At 44.2% G+C, this 22311-nt stretch carries 17 protein-coding genes and 1 pseudogene; 6 read left to right on the forward strand and 12 right to left on the reverse strand.

All coding sequences use genetic code 11. The features are described 5' to 3' along the window. Positions 1-34: 34 nt before the first annotated feature. On the reverse strand, positions 35-913 hold the full coding sequence (locus AB6E08_RS14590) for a LysR family transcriptional regulator (RefSeq protein WP_009845583.1): 879 nt from the start codon (positions 911-913) through the stop codon (positions 35-37). 161 nt (positions 914-1074) lie between these two features. Here AB6E08_RS14590 and AB6E08_RS14595 point away from each other — a divergent pair, with 161 nt between their 5' ends. From AB6E08_RS14595 to AB6E08_RS14605, 3 genes are all read left to right on the forward strand, one after another. Next, positions 1075-1674: a class I SAM-dependent methyltransferase gene (locus AB6E08_RS14595; protein WP_371708307.1), complete on the forward strand. Its 600-nt coding sequence runs from the start codon at positions 1075-1077 to the stop codon at positions 1672-1674. A gap of 409 nt (positions 1675-2083) precedes the next feature. Continuing rightward, positions 2084-3649 carry a YjjI family glycine radical enzyme gene (locus tag AB6E08_RS14600; protein ID WP_371708306.1) on the forward strand — a complete coding sequence of 522 codons (1566 nt, stop codon included), beginning with the start codon at positions 2084-2086 and terminating at the stop codon, positions 3647-3649. Between the two features lie 49 nt (positions 3650-3698). Beyond that, positions 3699-4613, forward strand: coding sequence for a YjjW family glycine radical enzyme activase (locus AB6E08_RS14605; protein ID WP_371708305.1), 915 nt, complete (start codon positions 3699-3701; stop codon positions 4611-4613). A gap of 65 nt (positions 4614-4678) precedes the next feature. Here the strand turns inward: AB6E08_RS14605 and AB6E08_RS14610 are convergent, their stop codons facing one another. The 5 genes from AB6E08_RS14610 to yccS form a co-directional block, all read right to left on the reverse strand. Next, entirely contained in the window at positions 4679-5590 is a 912-nt protein-coding gene (locus AB6E08_RS14610) for a LysR family transcriptional regulator (protein ID WP_009845579.1), read from the reverse strand. Between the two features lie 53 nt (positions 5591-5643). Continuing rightward, entirely contained in the window at positions 5644-6903 is a 1260-nt protein-coding gene (locus AB6E08_RS14615) for a hydroxymethylglutaryl-CoA reductase (RefSeq protein ID WP_029223050.1), read from the reverse strand. Positions 6904-7070: 167 nt separating this feature from the next. Then, a complete protein-coding gene (locus AB6E08_RS14620) occupies positions 7071-7391 on the reverse strand; it encodes a hypothetical protein (RefSeq protein WP_009845577.1) in 321 nt (106 codons plus the stop codon). A 121-nt stretch (positions 7392-7512) separates the two neighbouring features. Next, entirely contained in the window at positions 7513-7674 is a 162-nt protein-coding gene (locus AB6E08_RS14625) for a hypothetical protein (protein ID WP_009845576.1), read from the reverse strand. Between the two features lie 352 nt (positions 7675-8026). Further along, positions 8027-10213, reverse strand: coding sequence for a YccS family putative transporter (yccS, locus tag AB6E08_RS14630; protein WP_372066763.1), 2187 nt, complete (start codon positions 10211-10213; stop codon positions 8027-8029). Between the two features lie 177 nt (positions 10214-10390). Between yccS and helD the strand changes: the two genes are divergently transcribed. Then, positions 10391-12466 (forward strand): DNA helicase IV, encoded by a 2076-nt coding sequence (gene helD / locus AB6E08_RS14635; protein WP_017101717.1) that lies wholly within the window; start codon positions 10391-10393, stop codon positions 12464-12466. Between the two features lie 87 nt (positions 12467-12553). Next, complete coding sequence (locus AB6E08_RS14640) at positions 12554-12904, forward strand: VOC family protein (RefSeq protein WP_017101716.1); 351 nt, start codon at positions 12554-12556, stop codon at positions 12902-12904. A gap of 186 nt (positions 12905-13090) precedes the next feature. On the opposite strand, the gene tkt is transcribed toward AB6E08_RS14640, so the two are convergent. After that, the gene (gene tkt, locus AB6E08_RS14645) at positions 13091-15082 is read right to left on the reverse strand and encodes a transketolase (RefSeq protein ID WP_029225583.1); all 1992 of its coding nucleotides are present in this window, start codon (positions 15080-15082) and stop codon (positions 13091-13093) included. Between the two features lie 90 nt (positions 15083-15172). Then, entirely contained in the window at positions 15173-16123 is a 951-nt protein-coding gene (gene tal / locus AB6E08_RS14650; protein ID WP_029223051.1) for a transaldolase, read from the reverse strand. Between the two features lie 459 nt (positions 16124-16582). Here tal and AB6E08_RS14655 point away from each other — a divergent pair, with 459 nt between their 5' ends. After that, the gene (locus AB6E08_RS14655) at positions 16583-17581 is read left to right on the forward strand and encodes a sugar-binding transcriptional regulator (RefSeq protein WP_122046271.1); all 999 of its coding nucleotides are present in this window, start codon (positions 16583-16585) and stop codon (positions 17579-17581) included. Positions 17582-17627: 46 nt separating this feature from the next. On the opposite strand, the gene AB6E08_RS14660 is transcribed toward AB6E08_RS14655, so the two are convergent. The 4 genes and pseudogenes from AB6E08_RS14660 to AB6E08_RS14675 form a co-directional block, all read right to left on the reverse strand. After that, on the reverse strand, positions 17628-19931 hold the full coding sequence (locus tag AB6E08_RS14660; protein WP_372066758.1) for a putative bifunctional diguanylate cyclase/phosphodiesterase: 2304 nt from the start codon (positions 19929-19931) through the stop codon (positions 17628-17630). A gap of 435 nt (positions 19932-20366) precedes the next feature. Further along, the gene (locus AB6E08_RS14665; protein WP_372066756.1) at positions 20367-21215 is read right to left on the reverse strand and encodes a sulfurtransferase; all 849 of its coding nucleotides are present in this window, start codon (positions 21213-21215) and stop codon (positions 20367-20369) included. Between the two features lie 35 nt (positions 21216-21250). Next, the gene (locus tag AB6E08_RS14670; RefSeq protein WP_012600429.1) at positions 21251-21565 is read right to left on the reverse strand and encodes a hypothetical protein; all 315 of its coding nucleotides are present in this window, start codon (positions 21563-21565) and stop codon (positions 21251-21253) included. 227 nt (positions 21566-21792) lie between these two features. Continuing rightward, positions 21793-22311: pseudogene (locus AB6E08_RS14675) on the reverse strand (hypothetical protein); the annotation flags it as partial.

The following is a 22311-nucleotide window of genomic DNA, read 5'->3' on the forward strand; positions in this document are numbered from 1 at the left end:
TTTTAAGTGTCGAGATAGAACATTATCTGACACTTTAGAAATCAAACAAGTAATCGCTGATCTGATCCGCTAACCAATTCATACCTGGGTGTTCTGCCATACCTGCCGCGGTAAACATACAGTAGTCTTCTTGAGTCAGGCCATATGTGTGCTTGATCACTGCCAGTTCTTGTTCACGCAATAAATGGCGTATTAATGGCTCAGGCATTACGCCCCATGCATCTTCTCTTAGAATCGTATCCAACATAAAATCGAAGCTAGAAAAACCAATGTATCGGCGAGAGAAGGGCTCAAGCTCAGGGTTATCTTTTTCATTGAGATAAACCATGGTCGCTTGCATCGAATTTCTTAGTACTTCATCCGACACTCTTCGCATCGCACTCAAATCATGCCCTTTCTTACATACCGACATCATTCGGATCTTGCCGAGTGGGTTGTAGATAATTCTTGGGTCGTCGACACGCTCGTAATCGACACCAAACGCAAAATCAACTTGCTGAGTTTCGACAAGATTAGCCAAGTCGCCACTAGACGCGAGAACGAAGTTGAAAGAAGTGGAAGGGTATTTGTTGTTTAGGGCGTGCGACAAACTTTGCCACATTTCATCGGGAAGGGAATCGTCGCGTGCGATCCAAATCTCGGCGTTGAATTCACCCGAAACATGTAAGCAGGTTTGCTTAATGCGTGCTGCCGTTACCAACATGCCTTCGCAATCTTTGTAGATGGCTTTGCCTGCTTCAGACAGTTCGACATGGTTACCGCTGCGAACAAACAGTTCGACATCTAACTCTTTTTCCAAGGCTTTGATCGACATGCTCAGTTTGGTTCGGTTGCATTCAAGCTGTCGAGCAGCTTCAGAGACGGATCCTAAATCAGCAACAGAACAAAAGGCTTGGACTTGAGAAAGGTTCATTTCATTTCCATATTGAGCGGGTGGCGGTGCATATTATCTGAATATTGTGCTGACTATCTTAGAAATAGTCCATCTTTGCATGATAACTCTATGACGAATTGACTAATTTGGTTTATTCTGGGGGCGTTCCGAACCTACAAGAAGTAAAGATGGAGGCCATGATGGCGAAACAATGGGACGAGTACGCACCTGATTGGGATAACGACCCCGCTACTGCTGTATTCGCACAGTCCGCATTTGACCAGTTAACACAGATCGTTGATTTGAACGGAACCCGTGTCCTTGATTTTGGTTGTGGTACAGGATTACTCAGCCAGAAAATATCTCCTTTTGCAAAAGAGATCATCGCTCTCGATATCTCAGAAGGGATGATTGAAGAGTTAGATAAAAAAGAGCTGTCTAATGTAGAGCCCGTCGTTGATATCTTATCGCGCGGACTTGCAGCCCAACACCCAGCATTCAGAAATCAGTTTGACTTAGTGGTAGCCTCTTCGGTATGTGGCTTTATTCCGAACCTACAAGATACGGTCAGCCTTATTTATACTCTGTTAGAAAACGATGGGGTTTTTGTACACTGGGATTGGTACTTAGAAAACGACAGCGAAGATTTTGGGGTCAGCGAACAGCGCTCCCAGAATGTATTGAGCGCAGCAGGTTTTTCGATTGTTGAAGTCTCAACACCGTTTTCAATCGACACCCCACAAGGTACTTTGAAGGTTCTGATGGGTGTAGGCCGTAAACAAGTGGTTCCTCACCTATAGGTTACTTGTCTGTAGTTGACGTATCTGGAGTTGACGTATAGATAACTCCAGATAACTGCACTCACGCTTAATTGACTAAACCCACATCAACGATCTTTGGATCCGTTATGTGGGTTTTCTATTTATACGCACTTGCGTTTTAAACTAAACGGTTCAATTAAGCGGCCTAATCTCTTCTGCTCATTCTTTCCCTTCCCCAACGACAATCATCGATAAACAACCATCGTTAATTGGCAAATGGCCAATTTAAAAACTGTCTATTCACAAAATTTATAAGCTATCTATTCATAAATTACTAAGTTACAAATGGTGTTTTCCATTTTGGAAATGTAGGCTTGCATACATTTCATTAGTGGAAATGTAAGTGTGAGATATAAAATAAGCCCATAAGAATATTAAGGGTTTAATCATGAGCCACCAATCTGCGTCATCTACTTCTTCAACACTTTCAGAACAACAACAATGCTTTAGCAATATCATTTCAGATGCCAACCTGTCCCCAAAACAGAAGTCGAGCTATCTTGCCTTAGAAGCTGAAGCCAGTCTGCCGTATATGCCGGTAAGCAATGAAGTAGAGCAAGCCTTACAACAAGGTGTGCTGTGTGACATGTTTGAAGGTCACGCCCCATTTAAGCCGCGCTATGTGCTTCCTGATTATTCTAAATACTTACATCAAGGCTCCAAGTATTTAGAGCTTAGCGCGGCTACTAATTTCGACGAAGCATTGAACATGCTCACCATCCTTTATCATCACGTTCCATCAGTGACTTCAATTCCGGTTTACTTAGGCCAGTTGGACGATGTGTTGATGCCTTTTGTTGGCGGTTTGACGGATGAGCAGGTATACCAAAAGCTGAAGCTGTTCTGGATCATGCTGGATCGCACGCTGCCAGATGCCTTCATGCACGTTAATATTGGCCCTAGTGACAACATTGTATGTCGCACTATTTTACGTGTGGATGCTGAACTCAAGCAGATCGCACCTAACTTAACCTTTATGTACGACCCTGCAGTCACATCTGATGACCTGCTTCGTCATGCTGCGAGCAATATCTGTGAATGCAGCAAGCCGCACATTGCCAATTATCCTGCACACGCCGCTGCGTACGGAGATAAGCGTTTTGGCATCGTGAGTTGCTACAACTCTTTGCCTCTGGCGGGTGGTTCAAACACGCTAGTACGTATGAACCTCAAGCAAGTGGCTCTGAAATCTGAAGACAGCGTAGACTTCTTACAGCAAGTACTACCTAACTACAGCAGCATCATGATCGAATTGATGAATGCACGTAGTCGCTTCTTACATGAAGAGTCTAACTTCTTTGAAGGCTTCTTAACCAAAGAAGGCTTGATTGAAGAAGATCGCTTTGCGCCAATGTTTGGTATTTATGGTATGGCAGAAGCGGTCAACATCTTAATGGAAAAAGAAGGCAAAGCAGGGCGCTATGGTCGCGATGAGTCGGCAAACCAGCTCGGTCATCGTATTTCCGAAAAGTTGGCTGAAATCGTTGAAAGCTCGGAAGTGAAATATGGGCTGGAAGGTAAGGCTCTGTTACACGCTCAAGGTGGTATCAGCCTAGATGAAGATGTGACGCCGGGTGTACGCATCCCTTATGGAACAGAACCGGATCCAGTGTCTTACGTACGTGCGACGGCTGGTCACCACAAGTTCTACACGTCGGGTATCAGCGACATTCTGACCATCGACGAAACGGTGAAGTCCAATCCAGAAGCGATGTTCAACCTGTGCAAAGGGGCGATTCAAGCGGGTTACCGTGAGTTCACCGCTAACGTAGCATCGAACGATTTGGTTCGTGTGACAGGTTATATGATTAAGCTGTCTGACATTGCCAAATATGACGAGCAAGGTTCACGCACCAATACCACTTTCCTTGGTGCTGAAGCTGCAAAAAATACGGGCATACTAGAGCGTAAACCACGCGTAGCGAGCTTAGAGATGTCGCCGACATACGAATAGCTTTAACGTACGCATGTTATGTGTTTCTCGAATACGAACAATGTGAATTATGAAAATTTCTGATCTAACAACTCAAATGGCTAGGGTTAAAAATAATAAGACAGAAAAACAAGCGAAGGTCAGCCGTGTGCTGACCTTTTCTTGTGTTGATGGACCAGGAAATCGCTTGGTGCTGTTCCTACAGGGGTGTAATTTCGATTGCATCACTTGTCATAATCCACACACCATCAATCACTGTAACCATTGTGGAGACTGCGTGAGTGGCTGCCCGAGCAGTGCTCTGAGTCTTATTGAAGGCAAAGTGAAGTGGGATCCGTTAGCGTGTACCAACTGCGATCAGTGCGTCGATATCTGTGATCATAAGTCTAGCCCCAAAATCACCACGATGACGGTATCAGATGTGCTTGAACTGGTTAGGCACAATCAATTCTTCCTGAGCGGTATTACCGTTTCGGGTGGCGAGGCGACCATGCAATTGCCGTTTATCATCGAGCTATTTCAGGCGATCAAAAGCGATCCGCAATTGGCACACTTAACGTGTTTTATTGATAGTAATGGCTCGTTGACACAGCAAGGTTGGGATAAGGTATTACCTTACCTTGATGGTGCGATGATCGACCTAAAATCATGGCAATCTGAAACGCATCAATGGTTAGTGGGTAGAGGGAACCATCGAGTGTTTGAAACCATTAACTACTTAGCTGATAAAGGCAAATTACATGAAGTTCGGTTACTGCATATTCCTAATAAAAGTGACCTAGATATCGAGGTAGAGCAGGTCGGGTATTACTTGAAGGGTTTGCCAAGTGATGTTCGAATTCGGTTAAATGCGTTTCAACATCATGGGGTAATTGGCGAAGCTTTAGAGTGGCCTAAATGCACCGAACAACAAATGCAGAGCTTTCACGATAAGCTCTACTCAATTGTTCAAAGAGCAATGCAAACCCCTGAGGTATATACTTAGTCTCTTATCAAATTTCAGTCTTTATAAAACCAGTCTTGTTAGTTCAATCTGCTTCTAACAAAGGTCTAGGCTTCTAAAAACAAGTCACACAACCATTTGATCGCCTGATCATTCATGTTTGGCTTGTTCCATACCAAACTATACGCTACTTTTCCGTAATCAAAAGGAAGCGGCTTACTTACCAAACCTTGTGCTTGTTTGGCATGCTCAGCCCATTGTTTTGAGCAAGTGAACAAGAAAGGTGTGTGGTGACATAGCACCGCAGCCGCGCCAAAGTCCGCTACCGATATCGCCATATCTCTAGGCTTATGACATTGCACTAAGTTTTGCTCAAAGTAAGGCTTAGACAGTTCGTTATCTAAGATTCCAATGTGTTTGTAATCTAAATAGCCTTCAACCGTTAGTTCTTGCTGAGCGAGAGGGTGGTGTGCACCCATCAAACAAACCATTTCATCAGGAAGAATCGTTTCCCACACCAGCTCTTTATTATCCGTTGGGGGTTGAGAGATATCGTGTGGCAACAGGATCAAGTTGACCTTACCACTGAGCAAAGCATCGAATCCAAGTTCTTGTTTCGAATAGATATTAAGTTTGGCTTTTGGTGCAAGTTCAGTGGTGATTTTGCTGATCTTCGAGGCAAACACTTCGAAGGTACTTTCACGCATCGAAAGTGAAAAGCTGCCTTGATACTCCTGAGGAGTAAAACTCTTTTGGTGAAGTAACCCGTTCATGCTGGAAAGAATCGCGTGAACAGTGGGCGCTATTTTCAGGGCAAAGGGAGTCGGGATCAGCTTGGTGCCGTCTCGATAGAAAAGTTCGTCATTAAGGATGTCACGCAGCTGAGACAATGTCTTACTCACACTCGAAGGGCTGACAAAGAGTTGCTCTGACGTTTGAGTGACGCTGTGGGTGTTCAGCATAATATGAAGCGCAGTGAGGTGTTTAAGGCTCACTCGCGATAAATGTAAGTAATCCATACACAACTCACTCAATGCGTGACAACGGTCGGTTTAAGGTTTTATAACAGAAACTAGCGCGCTAACTTGTGATGAGCGCGCGAAAAGTGACCCGCACAGAATGCGCCTACAATCGATAGCTCACCCGCCAAACATAAAGCCGCACAAACCTCAGCTAAGGCTTGTGATTTACCGTTGCCGTGTAGCCCTAGTAAATCGAGACACGCTTTTTGGCTTGGTAGGCCAGTACCGCCACCGACTGTTCCTAACATCAAGTTAGGCAGCGTTACACTCGCGTACAAACCACCTTCTTTGTTGAGCTCCATACGAGTCATACCAATCGCAGACTCAGCAACACACGCCGCGTCTTGACCGCAAGCAATGTAGAGTGCAGCAAGTGCATTGGCATAATGAGCATTGATACCAATCGTACCGCTTAGAGCGCCACCGACTGTGGTCATTTGTCCGAACTGCACCATCTTCTCTGGTGTGGTGTGGAGGTACTTAGCGACAAGTTCAGCAGAGATATTGACCTCGGCTGTGACTTTTTTACCACGAACGCTGCGCAAGGTTTGTGTATTGGCTTTCTTATCGCCTGATAAGTTGCCATCAAGGAAAGCATGATCGGGCTTAACCGGCGTATTTTCTATGATGTACTCAAATACAGCGTTGGTCGCGATAGTTACCATATTCTGACCAGAAGCGTCTCCGGTTAGAAATTCAAACACCAAGTAAACATGGTTACCTTCGATGTTGATATTGATGTCGGTAAGTTTGCCGTGCGACGTTGTTGATTCAGCTAAGGTTTTAAATTGGTCATACTGGGTCACTGCCCATGCCACAAACTGTCCTGCTTCAACTAATCCTTGGAATGCGAAACCAGGAGTGCGTGTTACGCCTTCATTGAGCAACATTGCACTTGCACCACCACAAGCTGTGATCAGCTTTGAACCACGGTTATACGACGCGACAAGCGCCGCTTCAGTGGTTGCAAGTGGGACTAGGTAGTCGCCTTTAGCAAACAGGCCATTGACTCTTAAAGGGCCAGATATACCAACAGGGACTTTTACCGTGCCAATAAAGTGCTCTATGTTTTTCTCATAAGCCTGAATCTGGCTTTGAGTATGAGGGTCGAGCAGTTCTTGCTGCGAGTCTGCATTATCGAGAGCCGCCCAGCGACGTGTAAGGTTTTTTTCAGTCAGGTAAGGGCTCGGAGTCAGTTTATTCACTGGCTTATCAAAATGAGGCTGGAGCTTCTTTTCTAATTCGTCTGCGGAGATGTCGCCTCCTAAAATAGAAACATAGTCACGGCGATGCAGATTTAGTTTTGGCATAAATAGTATGAAGTAAAGTTTGTGCAGCAAAATTGATTTGCGCTGATTCTACCGAGTAATAAACCAGAAACAAGTGCCTGATATAATGAGTTACAGTTTGTATGGATTTAGAGCCATTTGTTAGTCAAAAAGAGGGTAACCATCAAATCGATAAATAGTAGCTCGAATCAGATATGGATATCGAGAAGGCTACCAATGGCTTCGTTTTGACGATCAACCACACTCGCACCAACACGGTTGTAATTTGCGCTCTGTGTCAGCTTTAATAACGCTTCAGTAGAGGAAGAAGCTGGTTCAGGCTCTTTCTCTTTAAACGAAATGGGTTGTTCAGGTTCTATTTGATTGAAGCTCAAATCGCTAGTTTGGAAAGTGTCGTTGGTTTTTGGAGAGTGTTTGGAGTTTTGGTTAAGCTCGATAGCGGCTTCTTCAGCCATGTTGGTTGACTGCTGAATGATGGCGTAACCAGATTGAATACCAGATATCGACATAGCAGAACCTTTTATTGACGTATGAAATGAGTCTAGGCGGACGATATTTTGAGTGCAATGGAGAACGGCTACAAATTACTAAGATCAGGTGGATTTAAGCTAAAATAGTGACATTAGTCTATTAATTGAACAACTCATTCAGTACGTTTAACTCTTCATCTGTCAAAAGAGAAGGTTGATCTGTTTCAAGGTTTTCGTCTATTTCACCTTGAAGTGCTTTCAATTGCTGCGGGTTAAGGAGCTGTATTTTCTGCTTAAATGCTTCAAATTGCTGTGTATTCATAATGAGACCTTAGTTCAAATCCATATGCTCAATAGAGCATAGCTTACTGATTCAATAAATCAAACAAGATTAAGTGAATATTAAATGAAGTTTGAAGTTTCCTAAAACTAAGACAACTATAGATCCCTTTGGTTGTTTTTTGTCCGAGGAATGTTAGGCAAAGTTATGGATGAGTCAATCAAAGTCAGCAAGTTTACATGCGTGTAAGATTTGAACGGCCCTTGTAGATAAAGGGTAGGCAAGTGGTTGCTCTACCTAGATGAGCCTTTTGGTAGAGCAATGTATAAACACACGGAGTGTTCAAAAAATGAGCAGTTTCGTTATCTTTTTGTTTTTACTGTTGTTTTGTTTTTCATCTTGAAACTTCTTTTTCAAGCGGCTTTTCAATCTTAACTTTAACTGCAAATTTTGTGGCTAAGGTATGCAGTTCTGGAAGCATTCGATAAATCAAATGTAGCTGTTGTAGAACCATTCTAACAGAGCTCTCATCCTCTTCTCTCCATTCACTTAAACGCTTATCAAGTTCAGGATCGTAAGCGTTTTTTACTTCGCATTGTTCTTGATGACAAAACAGCTGGTCGTTGAGAGCGTCGAGATGCTCGTGTATTACTCTGTGTGCGTCCAGTACCAGTTTGTGTGTTGCTTCGTCATCGATACGTGTTCTATGAGCTCCCAGAGCAGAGATATAGCTGAGTAGTGCATGATTGAGTGTTAGGAATCGGAAGCTCTCATCTTCAGATGTACGATACTTACCCGGCTCAACCAGCATGCTACTAACAGCGGCAGTCAGATTTGCATCATTGTTATGTGCACTGCGGCGTGCAATACGATAGCTAAGGCTGTCTTTTTTGCCTACACGGTATTGGCCAATGATCTGAGCGAGATAATCTTTATTGGAATCAAGCGCATCTGCCATCACCTTGTGAAGTCGTTTTGATTGCCAGTCCGGTAAGATATAGCTAACCGCTAAAACAGCGAGCGCGCTGCCAATGAAGGTATCTGCTAGTCTGGGCAATACAACTGCGTAGCCTTCCCCTAATTGATTGAAGCAAAAGAGCACAAGCAGTGTGATAAAGGCGGTCGCGAAACCGTAGTTATTGATACGGAAAGCGAAGAACATCACGCCACTGACCACAATGAATACCAGCTGACTCTCTTGAGATGGGAAAAAGGTCAACAACGGTACTCCAATCAACAAGCCTGCGACGGTGCCAATGACACGAGCCGTCAGCTTTTGTCGCGTTGCACTGTAGTTTGGTTGGCACACAAACAGTGTTGTTAGCAAAATCCAATAACCTCTTTCAATCTCAAAACCTTGAATGATCCCGTAGCCGAGCGTCAATGTGATTGCCATACGAATTGCATGACGAAACAGCATCGAGTCGGTATTCAGGTTGGCTTTGATCTTGTGCCACATTGCCGTCAAAGTATGAGGGTTGGTATCGTCCAATACGTCTTCTTCCAACTTTTCCGCATCCGGGTTACTGATATTCGAGAGCTGCTTTTCGACGGTAGCTAGGTTATTGAATAAGTAATCCAGTTGGTTGAGCAGTGATTTCCACTCGGGCTTGTTCTGTTGGTTAAGATGGTTAAGCGAAGACATTAACTCATCAAGTGCTAATACAGACTTATCGCCATGTTGGTATTCAGCTCCGACTTTCAATGAGCTTGCCACTTCTTTACAAGCTTTAGCTTGGGCTTCGAGCAGGTACTTGAATCGAAATAAAACGTCTGATCGCTCAAAGTGTTTTGCCAGTTCTTGATAACGGTAGTGGCTGGAGCTCACGCGTTCATGAATATCTTGCGCGATGAAGTAGGTGTTTAGGAATCGGTCACTCGGTCCGTCAATGTGTCCGCGCTTAGAGCGGTTGAGTAGCGTCGCTTTGCACATGTTGAGCGCGTTAACAGTGCTAGCATTGAGTTTGGCTTCAATAATGCGATGTGGTTGGGGAATCAAATCTGAAACTGGATAGAAGAGCTCTGCTTTAGAGTCGATGTAATTGCCGATTTGATCGAATACTGTTGCTAGGTTTTGCTGCACTGGTTGCATTGGCCATACGATCTGCCAAATCATCGACATGAAGTAGTACCAAGCGGCGCCCGTTAACAGTAATAGAGGTTGAAACCAAAGGTTAGTGCTCTCGTGAGCCCCAAGCATGGCGTAGATAGCCACAAGTAATGATCCAAATGCGATACTGGCATATTTAGGACCAATTGCCCCAAGTATAATAAAAGAGAAGGTTGAAACGAAAAGCCCTATCGCGAACAGCCAAGGGGTGTCGAAGAGAATTTCAATAGAGAAGGCTGCAACGGCAAAACAGATAAAGGTTAGCGTGAGTGCTTTCAAACGTCCGGTAAAGCTATCATCACTTTCAGCAAGAGCCGCAGCAATAACCCCTAAAATTAATGGTGTGATCAGTGTGTTTTGACCATAATACCAAGCAGGTACTACAACACCGAGCAGAGTGATGAGAATTAATACGCTGTAATTTATGGTTTTATTCGCCCAATAAAGGCGTAGTTTTGCTGAGAAGTCCACAGTCGCTCACTTGACACACTAAAACCATAATCCTAACAGAAATCAAGCACAAGAATTTGATACTTATCCATAATTGCCCCTAGGTGGTCATGAAAGCGTCGATAAGCAGTGAGACATTATTAATTCTCACTGCATCATGATATAAATTCAATATTCCCAATTAAAGAGCACGCTCCAATGCAGCTAAGCGCTAATAAGACTGCACAGTTTTTTATTCAAAATGAATATCATCAAGTTGAGCTTGATGGTCCACGCCTGCTGTTATCTTCAGTAGGCAGTGAAGAACGTATCCCTTTCACTATTTGGAGTGGCAAGATCGCGATAAAGCGCGGATTGTTTTGGGGATCGTTGCAGTTTTTTGCTAATCAACAAGATGGCAAACAGCGAAGCTGGTTAGTCCAAGGCCTTCCATGGGAACAATGTCGTCAATTTGCGCGCGCATCGGTTGCTGCTTATCAGAAGTGGCATGACAGACAATGTGAACAGTTGGCAGAGCACGTTCCTCAATGGGAAGCTGAATTGACACGTCTTGAGCAACTTCCTGCTTTCCTACCGCATTCTAAAGTGAAGACTTGGGTCGACATGGTCAACGCAGGTCTGGGAAATATGACGATGACTCTAGAGGAAGCGGCACAGCGCATGCCAAACCGCATCGCTCGAATGCAGCCATGGTTGTCTGAAACGGAAATTAAGCAAGCCGAGAGGAATCAACAGTGGTTAGAGACAGAAAGACAAAACTGGGAAGTATTGTTTGCTCAATGTGAGTCGTCACCCCTGAACTTATCGCAACAATATGCGGTCTTGATGAATGATGATCACAACCTTATTTTAGCGGGCGCAGGCTCAGGTAAAACCAGTGTTCTCACCGCTCGCGTCGCGTATTTATTGCAAAGCCACCAAGCTCAAGCTGAAGAGTTGTTACTGCTCGCCTTTGGTCGTGAAGCCGCGGAAGAGATGAAGCAGCGCCTTAACAGCAAAATTGGCATAGCAGCCGAGAAGGTGCAAGTCAGTACTTTCCACCAGTTGGGTCTAAAGATACTGAATCAAGTTGAACCCGAACGCGTGGTTATTTCTCCGCTCGCACTCGATGACAACCAACGCCAAGCATGGTGCATTGATTGGTTGAAGAAGCACTGGATGACGCCGACCAACTTTAAACGTTGGCAAAAGCACTTGTCTAAATGGCCAATTGCTTATTTAACCGGTGATGATGAGCTAGGTAGTCATGTTTCAAATCTTAAATTGATTGGTTGGCTTGAAAAGCAACTTGAACAGTTGAATGCATCGGGTTTAACGAAAAAAGAAGTACAGCAACAACTGATTGATCACCGTGACTATACGCGCCTCAATAGCGAGCTTTCACTGTGTTGGCCATGCGTAACTGCTTGGCAAAAGGAATTGAAAGAACAGAATCATATCGACTTCTCAATCATGATCAGCCGAGCGACACAGTATGTCGAGAAGGGGAAATTCATTTCGCCTTGGAAGTTCATCATGATCGATGAATATCAAGATATCTCACCAGATCGTTTAGCCTTGGTTGAAGCCTTGTGCAATCAATCGAAAGCGCAGCACCAAGCTTCTATTTTTGCCGTAGGTGATGACTGGCAGTCAATTTACCAGTTCGCGGGTGCAGATGTTGATCTAACGACGGGCTTTAAAGATCGTTTTGAGAGCTCGACAATTCATCATCTAGATACGACTTATCGATTTAACAATCAGTTAGGTTCGGTTGCCAATCGCTTTGTGCAGGAAAACCCGATTCAACTACCAAAAGAGCTCAACAGCTTCAAACAACAGAAGCATAAGTCGGTTTATAGTGCGCCAAGCAAAGAAGTTGAGAAGATCCTCGATCAGATAAACAGGCAAGCAAAAGGTAAAGCGAATAAATCAGTTATGTTGCTTGGGCGAAATCATTACCACAAACCAGAGCTGTTGGAAGACTGGAAAAAGATCTATAACTCAATTGATATCAGCTTCATGACTTGTCACGCGAGTAAGGGTAAAGAAGCGGATTTCGTGATTATTCTTTGCGTTGATGAAGGACAGTTCCCCGCGAAGAAGAAACAATTGCACATTGATGGCGCGTTGACTGAATCTTCGGATGTGTTCCCTTATGCGGAAGAGCGTCGTTTGTTTTACGTGGCAATGACGCGAGCAAAAGAAAAAGTATGGATCACGCACAGTGGCGATGGTTCTGGCTTTGTGCAAGAACTGCATGGCTCTGATTACCCTGTCGTTCGTAAAAAGTGATGTCACTTGGCGTAATTGTCTAAGATTAGATCTTCAAGCCCTGCCTTAATATCACAAGGCAAACGTATAAAGCAGAAGGAATCCGCTATGGAACACGGCTCTATTAACTACATTGAATTTGCTGCGAAAGACATCGCCGCAACTAAGGCGTTTTTCAGCCAAGTGTTTGGTTGGAGCTTCGAAGACTATGGCCCTGAGTATTCTGCTTTTGAAGGTAAAGGCTTAATGGGTGGCTTCTATTTAGCGGATCTGGCGTCGAATGCTGAAAGTGGCGCAGCGTTGATGGTTTTCTATAGCGAAGATCTTGAGCAAACCAAGCGTGATGTGACTGATGCTGGTGGAGAGATAAACCGTGAGATATTCAGTTTTCCCGGCGGCAGACGTTTCCATTTCAGAGAGCCAAGTGGCAACGAGATGGCAGTGTGGAGTGATAAGTAGAGAGTTAAGATTCTGGTAAACAAAAAGCCAGCTATGTGCAATGATCCTGTAACGTTGGACATTTCTGTTAAGCGGTGATCAAGGCCTGACTATCGAAGTCAGGCCTTTTAGTTTCACTTTATACGTTTGTTATTGTAGAACTAATTATGCATCACCCCATTTAAGGGCGAGGCAATTTAATCAAGACTAAGCAAGAATCTCTTTCGCTGTGTTTACTACGTTTTCTGTAGTGAAACCAAACATCTTGAATAGTTCGCCTGCTGGTGCAGATTCGCCGAACGTTGTCATACCGATGATCTTGCCACCGAAACCAACGTACTTGTACCAGAAGTCAGCGATGCCAGCTTCTACAGCGATACGTGCTGTAACGTCAGATGGAAGTACAGACTCACGGTATTCAGCATCTTGCTTATCAAACGCGTCAGTTGCAGGCATAGATACTACGCGTACCGCTTTGCCTTCAGCTGTTAGTTCAGCAGCAGCGCTAACCGCTAGCTCAACTTCAGAACCAGTTGCGATAATGATTAGCTCTGGCTTGCCAGCGCAATCTTTCAGGATGTAACCACCCTTAGCGATGTTTGCTACTTGCTCAGCGTCACGATCTTGTTGTGTAAGGTTTTGACGAGAGAAGATAAGTGCAGAAGGGCCATCTTTGCGTTCGATTGCCAGTTTCCAAGCGACAGCAGACTCAACTTGGTCACATGGGCGCCATGTGCTCATGTTTGGAGTTAGACGTAGAGACGCGATCTGCTCAACTGGTTGGTGAGTTGGACCATCTTCGCCAAGACCTATAGAGTCATGCGTGTAAACTTGGATGTTCTGAGTTTTCATCAGAGCAGCCATACGCATCGCGTTACGAGCGTATTCCATGAACATTAGGAACGTTGCGCCGTATGGTACGAAACCACCGTGCAGAGCGATACCGTTCATGATAGCCGTCATACCGAATTCACGTACACCGTAGTGGATGTAGTTACCAGAGAAGTCATTTGCTTCAAGAGACTTAGAACCAGACCACATAGTCAGGTTAGAAGGCGCAAGGTCAGCAGAGCCGCCCATGAATTCAGGTAGCATAGCACCGAACGCTTCTAGTGCATTTTGAGATGCTTTACGTGATGCGATGTTTGCAGGGTTAGCTTGAAGATCAGCGATGATTGCCGATGCTTTCTCTTCCCATTCAGCAGGAAGATCACCGTTTACGCGGCGTTTGAATTCAGCTGCCAGCTCAGGGTATGCTGCTTCATAAGCTGCAAGTTTCTCGTTCCACGCTGCTTCCTTAGCTGCGCCTGCTTCTTTCGCATCCCACTCTGAGTAAACTTCCGACGGAATTTCAAAAGGACCGTGCTCCCAACCTAGTTGTTTACGAGTTGCTGCGATTTCGTCAGCGCCTAATGGTGCACCGTGACAGTCGTGCGTGCCTGCTTTGTTTGGAGAACCAAAGCCGATTACTGTTTTAGTACAAATTAGAGTCGGACGAGGATCCGCTTTAGCTGCTTCAATAGCCGCGTTGATAGCGTCAGCATCGTGACCATCAACTGCTGGAATTACGTGCCAGCCGTAAGCTTCGAAACGCTTAGGAGTATCGTCAGAGAACCAACCTTCAACTTCGCCATCAATAGAGATACCGTTGTCATCCCAGAAAGCAACCAGCTTACCAAGACCTAGCGTACCCGCTAGAGAGCATGCTTCGTGAGATATACCTTCCATCAGACAGCCATCACCCATGAATGCATAAGTGTAGTGGTCTACGATGTCGTGGCCTTCTTTGTTGAACTGTGCTGCTAGCGCTTTCTCTGCCATAGCCATACCAACAGCGTTGGTGATGCCTTGACCTAGAGGACCTGTAGTTGTCTCGATACCGGGTGCGTAGCCGTACTCTGGGTGACCTGGAGTCTTAGAGTGCAGTTGACGGAAGTTCTTAAGATCTTCAATTGAAAGCTCGTAACCTGCTAGGTGAAGCAGAGAGTAGATCAGCATTGAGCCGTGGCCGTTAGACAGGATAAAACGGTCGCGGTCAGCCCATTCTGGGTTTGACGGGTTGTGGTTTAGGTGAGAGCGCCAAAGTACTTCAGCGATGTCAGCCATACCCATAGGTGCGCCAGGGTGACCAGAGTTTGCTTGTTGTACGCCGTCCATGCTTAGAGCACGAATAGCGTTAGCTAGATGTTTGCGGTTCATAATTGCTTCCAAAATTGATTCGAAATTAAAAATTCGTGGATAGATGTAAAAGAGGAACGAAATTCGTTCCTCTTATTTATTCGGTAGTGATTACAGCTTAGCTGCGATCATGTCTTCTAGTTTGCCTTGGTCTACGGCGAAGTTGCGGATGCCTTCAGCTAGCTTCTCTACAGCCATTGGGTCTTGGTTGTGATCCCATAGGAACTCAGCGTGAGTCATTGCAGCAGGACGCTCTTTAGTACCGTTAGAGTCGATTAGCTTCTCTACTACTTCGCCTTCAGCTGCTTCTAGGTCAGCTAGAAGTTGAGGAGCGATAGTTAGACGGTCACAGCCAGCAAGTTCAAGGATCTCGCCGATGTTACGGAAGCTTGCGCCCATAACAACAGTCTTGTAACCGTGCTCTTTGTAGTAGTTGTAGATGTCTGAAACAGAGATTACGCCTGGATCTTCTGAAGCTTCGAAATCACGACCTTCTTTCGCTTTGTACCAGTCCATGATGCGACCAACGAAAGGAGAGATTAGGAATACGCCAGCTTCAGCACAAGCACGAGCTTGAGCGAAAGAGAATAGAAGCGTTAGGTTACAGTTGATGCCTTCTTTCTCTAGGATTTCAGCAGCACGGATGCCTTCCCAAGTAGAAGCCAGTTTGATAAGGATGCGGTCGTTAGTGATGCCAGCGTCGTTGTACATTTTGATAAGTTGACGAGCTTTAGCAACGCTGCCTTCCATGTCGTAAGAAAGACGAGCATCTACTTCAGTAGAGATGCGGCCAGGTACAACGTTAAGGATTTCTTTACCGATGTTCACGTTAAGCATGTCACAAGTGTCTTGAACTTGTTGTGCTTTGTCGCCACTTTGCGCTTTAGCGTATTCGATAGAAGCATCGATTAGAGGTGCGTACTCAGCAATTTGAGCGGCTTTAAGAATTAGAGATGGGTTAGTTGTTGCATCTTCAGGAGTGTACTTGCTGATAGCTTCGATATCGCCAGTGTCAGCTACAACAGTTGTTAGTTTACGAAGTTGCTCTAATTTATTGCTCATTTTGATCATCCTATGTATCGCAGAACACCCCTTTAATGGGAGAGGTGTGGGCATTTGCAAGCGAACTAATGAAGTTCCTCATGGTTGTACCAGTGAGTCAAACTTACATTAATTTAAATTTTTCTTCGAACGAACATTTGCACAGAACATTTGATCGCTCGATGAGTAAATGATGTAGCCATATTTATCCGATCTAGCCCCAAAGTCAACGGTAAATAGTGCTGTATGGTGACTTCAGTCAAATATATTTCGCTCTAGTAATCATGGGGTATGCAAGCAAACGTTTAACGAACAAAGTGAGGTGAATTAATCAACACCAAAACTATGGTTATGATACTGAGCAAATGCTCCTTGATGTTACATATGTTCGGGGTGTAAGCTTGTGTATCACTTACTGAGCTCTCCTTTATTAGGAAGTGCAGCAGGTAAAATAATTGTTAAATATTGGTTGAGTGGTATATGAGTAACAATATCCAAGATGTTTCCGAAGAAAACACTGATCTCCTAACCGAAGTCGCCGTTGCCTACTATCAAGATGGTGCGACTCAAGAAGAGATCTCTAAAAAATTCTCTATCTCTCGTGCAAAGGTTGGTCGAATGCTCAAACAAGCCCGCGATGAAGGGATTGTCGAGATCACCGTGAAATACCACCCAGTATTCAGCGCGAAGATCGAACAACGTTTGATCGAACGATTTGGTGTTAAGCGTGCACTGGTTGCATTAGACCAACCGAATGAAGAGAAGCAGCGGTTACAGGTTGCGGGCTTGGTGTCGAACTACTTAACGAGCACCCTAAAAAACGGCATGGTAGTCACGGTTGGCCAAGGTCGAAACGTATCGTCGGTTGCTCACCATACTGGCGTAATTACCCCACGTGACTGTAAATTCGTATGTGGTATCGGCGGCATTCACCCAAGAGGCGGTATGTTTAATGCCGACCATATATGTAGACAACTCGCCAAGAAATACGGTGGATCTTCTGAAACCTTGTATGCGCCTGCTTATGCAGAGAACAAAGCACAAAAATCCGCGTTCATGGAAAACAGTACTGTTAAGCAAACACTCGATCTAGCTCGTAAGGCAGATGTTGCATTAGTGGGTATTGGTGACATGAGTGAAAACAGCTATATGGTCGACCTAGGTTGGTTTACGGCGGGAGAGGTCGTTCAATCTCGTTTACTACAAGGCGTGGTGGGTGACTTTGCGGGTTATGACTTTTTCGACGTGCATGGTAAAGCGGCAAACACAGTAATGAGTGACCGAGTCATCGGCTTAGGTTTGGAAGAGTTCCGTCCTATCGCTGAAGTAATCGCCATTGCTGCCGAGAACAGTAAGCCATTAGCTCTGTTAGGTGCATTAAGAACCGGCGTAGTAGACGTGATTGCAACCAGCGTAAGTAATGCTTTGACGGTACTTAACTTGGATGAGCAGTTGAAACATGCTGAGTTAGATGATTAGCAAAATATAAACCAGGGGAGCCCGTTTTGGCTCCCTTTTGCTCTCGCTAAAGAATAGGTTTTGACTCTTTACTCGTGATTTTAGGGATTGAAGAGAGGTACGTGCACAGTTCACCATAAGGAATAGGACGAGAGAAGTAGTAACCTTGCATTAAGTCACATCCACATGCTTTTAGAATCGCGAAGTGTTCGTTTGATTCTACGCCTTCTGCCAGCACCACCATACCGAAGTTTTTACCGATAGCGATGATGTTCTGGACCATTGTTAGTGACTGTTGATCGACTGCTATGTTTTCAATGAAACTCTTATCAATCTTAAGTTCGTCGATAGGGAGTGCTTTTAACATGCTCAATGACGAGTAGCCCGTACCGAAGTCATCTAGAGAGATCTTAATATCGTTTTCTTTGAGGGCTTCAAACAGTGGTTTCACTATAGCCACATCTTCAATGAACAAGCTTTCAGTAATCTCGAGCGTTAAACAGCTTGGTGAGAACTGATATTTCTCAAGCGTAGCGAATAGGTGTTCTGAGAACGACTTATGTGAAAACTGACGTACGGATATATTGATCGAAAGACCGATCTTTTGTTCTATCGTTCGGTGTAAATGAGCGATCTGCATAACGCTGGATTCAATAATAAAGGTGCCGAGTTTTTGCATTAAACCTGTACTTTCAGCAATAGGAACAAATACGTCTGGCGGGACAAAACCCAGTTCATCATCTACCCAACGCACAAGCGCTTCTACACCGTGAGTACTTTCATCGGCACGAACCAATGGTTGAAAAACCATAAATAAAGCTTGTTTATCGATAGCGATACGAAGCCTTTGTTCTACTCTCATTTTGTAGAGGTGGGCGTCTTGCATCTCAGTCGTAAAAATACTGTATGAGTTTTGCTGCTGTTTCGCTTTGTACATCGAAATATCGGCAGAGCGTAACAGGCTATCTAAATCTCTTCCGTGGTCTGGGAAGCGGGCAATACCTACACTGCAACTCAACAAAAATTGAGCGCTTTCAACTTCATAAGGTTGAGAAAGTACTTCAATAATTCGTTCTGATAGTCGCTTAATTTCAGATTCACTATTCAGCGTTGTTAAAAACAAGAACTCATCACTGGATTCTCGTACCAATAGGCTGACTCTGGAGCGAAACCGCATCAAACGTAATGCAATTTGTTTGAGCACCTTGTCTCCGAAGTCATGTCCATGGGTATCATTAACACATTTGAAGTTATCGATGTCGATAAACAGCAGTGAGAATGGCTCTGACTCATCTTCAATCCACTTGCCAATGTTTTTACGCATATAGGAGCGGTTGGGGAGAGAGGTTAATGGATCGTGATTGGCTTGGTAAATCAATTGGCTGCGAGTTCGTTGCTCGTTCTTCGCAATCGATTTTACTAAAAAATAGAAACCAAACTGAAGAACAACAAAAACAAAGAAAAGAGTACCGAATTCTTTTGCGAATATACCATCAACGTGTTCTAGGTCTGTACGGCCGACAACCCAAAGCTTGTAGCCTGGAATGTATTTAGCGCTAACGAGCGATGGGAAAGCGCTATCATCGATACAGAAAGAATATGTGTATTTTCCTGTTTTCGCTTCTTTGACGCTGACAGTCACTTGCTCAGAAAAGCTTTTGGTAATGCGATCCATTAGATCGTTATCAACTGGTTTTAAATAAGCGTCTAGCGACTCGATATCGCTAGAAAAAAACTGACGATAGTTGTCGGTTCTAAGTAGAGTTAACGTGTTGTAATTGCCTGCGTGCGCATTGTTTTCAAACAATATTGTGCTGTCTAAGCGTAAACCTGCGGTCATGACTGCATCAACGTTCTTGCCATCGAGAGAAATGGATTTTCTCATTGGGATCACGAGGCTGTTAAGAGAATCATGGAAATAAGTGCGCCCCAAAACCATTTTATTACTAGATACAGCCTCTAGAAATGAGTCTTTGGTGTATAGGAGATCCAGTAAGTTAAATTGGTCAGACAGCTGTAGGTTTGAGCTGATTGACAGGTAATCCCCTTGAGGATTTAGTAACCCGAAAGCGGCTATTGCAGGATGACTATCAAGCAGTTTATCTAATATTGGTCGAATTTGAATCGAAGCCGTTCGGGTAAAGTCGGACTGCTGAGCAAGTTGATGCCCAACCACTTCAAGCAGTGCTTCTTGGCTAGTTAATAGAGAGTTTACTGAGCTAGAGAAGATCTCGACTTGGATATGTTGTTGCTTGGTAAAGTCATCTCTGTTTGATTGCCACTTGGTTATGCCAAAGGCGCTGAAAAGTATCAGGGTAAGCAGCACGATCAGAGCGTACAGCGACCAGATATTTTTCTTAAATAGAGCCATGAGATGCCTTTTGTTGGTGACTACTTTTAACAGACTGCAAGTGACAACGTTTATATCGCCAGTGTGATTAATACAACGAGGCATAAAACATCAGAGATGAATATATCAATGATTAAATAGTGTAACGGCTACGAACAGAGATTCTTGAATGAAATATTAACACTCATAAACGTGCTGACAATTAACTCATGATTAATCACAGTTTTTGTTAGAAACCGGATGGCTCTACACATAGGTAGTGTTAACTCTGTCACTACCTAGGTGTCTTCAAGTGACTACGTCTTCAAGTTACAACCGTGTTAAACGCTTGAGTTAATAAGTGCCTAGCTGATTGAGCAATAAGATGCTTAAGTGTCATGGGCTTCAGCCATAACCTTTAGTAAGCTCCGTATGCATGCGCAGTATATTCTAACAGTATCATTAAGCGAAGCTGAATTACTTTTTAGTTACGGCAATAGGTAGTTTTTCATTTGCGCCCCATTCAGTCCATGAGCCATCGTAAACGCCCATATCACTTGAATAACCAGCCAGTTTAGCGGCTAATAAAATGATGCAAGCCGTCACACCAGAGCCACAGCTAAAGAACATAGGTTGAGAGGGGGTTAAGTTTAGAGTCGAGAAAATGTCAACTAACTCTTCTTGAGGTTTCAATTTACCTGCATTTAAGACTTGTGCGAACGGCAAGCAAACTGAGTTTGGGATGTGGCCACTACGTAAGCCTTCACGTGGTTCTGGAACTTCTGAATCGAAGCGAGCTTGAGAACGTGCATCCAGAATGTTTGCACTTTTGTCATCGGAGTAGTTTTGGATTTGCTGAGCATTTACAAAGTGGTTGTCTTGAATTTGGCCTTCAAAATTGCCCGCTTTGACTTCGGTGCGATAGTCAGTCTCTGTTACGTAACCGGCTTTTATCCAAGCAGGTAAACCGCCATCTAAGATGTATACGTTGTTATGTCCCATTGCAATAAACATCCACCATGCGCGAGGCGAGGCAAAAGTTCCTGAGTTATCGTAAACCACTATCGTACTGTCTTGATTGATACCAATTTCTTGTGCGCGTGTATTGAAGTGTTTTTCGGTTGGGAACATGTGAGGGAGTAGAGTGTGCTTGTTACAAAAGTTTTTGTCGTAGTCGAAACGAATCGCACTAGGTATCATTTGTCCTTTGATCTTTTCTGACTCACTTGGGATCTGAAATTCGATACTGGCGTCGAGGATTACAATGTTGTCTTCTTCTAGCAAACGTTGTTGAAGTTGTTCTGGTGAAATGAGTGGCTGATTCATTCTTCTTATATCCATTCTTGTTGTTATATCGGCGACTAAGGCGCAGCCCGGCAGTGGATGAATTGATAGCTGCTTTGTCCGGTTATTTGATTGTTTAATGTATCAAGCACGACCACAGAATCAAGAGGGCAGTCTGTTGTTGGTGGAATGGAAACGCGAAATATTTCGTTGTCTTGAGTTTCAACCGTGAGGTAGCGCCTATGTCCGTCTAGGGATTGAGTGAGCGTATTGGAGATGACTCTGGCTTCAATGCGTTCTCCGGTAGAAGATGTCATCGGGAAATAGGTGAGAAATAAAAGTAGCCCAATACCAATCGATAATATAACGAATCCTATTTTCAACTGTTTCATAAAGTAAGCCTTTGAAAGTCATCTTTAAAAGATAAGACAGGCTTTCGATAAAGTGAACATAACCAGTACTGAAAATTGAAATAGCGCCCAAATAAAAAGGTGAGCCTCATTGCTCACCTTTATGCATTGTTATTCGACTTTCGACTTTCGACTTCGAGACTGCTGTCTAACTCCAACTGAATTTAGTTATTGTTAAACTGAACTCAGCGCTTTTCATTCCTTTACGTTTACCAAGTGATTTGTGATCCGTCACTTGCAACGACTTGTTGCAGCGGCGCTTGACCATCATAAAACCAGATCTCAATTAACAGAATATCTTCGCTTAGCGGCGCCGAAAAGTTGGACGTAAATGCACCGTTGTCTAAAGGGCCTCCAATGACCTTACTTGAATAATCAGGCTTGTAAGTTGAGTCTGTCCTTGTGGTAAATCGACTATATACGGATACGAACGAACGATCGGTTGAGATGTGGCTGATATCAATATTGAGGTCGAATTGATCTACAGAGTTATAATCGAAACCATCAGGTATTACGAGCTCATCCATTTTGTACGCTTGCGGGCCGTTGGAGATAACTGCATTAACTGGTGTCGGTGCCGGATTTATAGCTACGGTGACTGGTGATGAGACCACTGATGGTGGTGTAACTGGCGCTGACGCCACTGGTGTTGACGTCGCTGGTGTTGACGTCACTGGTGTTGACGTCACTGGTGTTGACGTCACTGGTGTTGACGTCACTGGTGTTGA

This window comes from Vibrio sp. 10N.247.310.24 (genome assembly GCF_041467175.1).
GTDB lineage: Bacteria > Pseudomonadota > Gammaproteobacteria > Enterobacterales > Vibrionaceae > Vibrio > Vibrio tasmaniensis_A.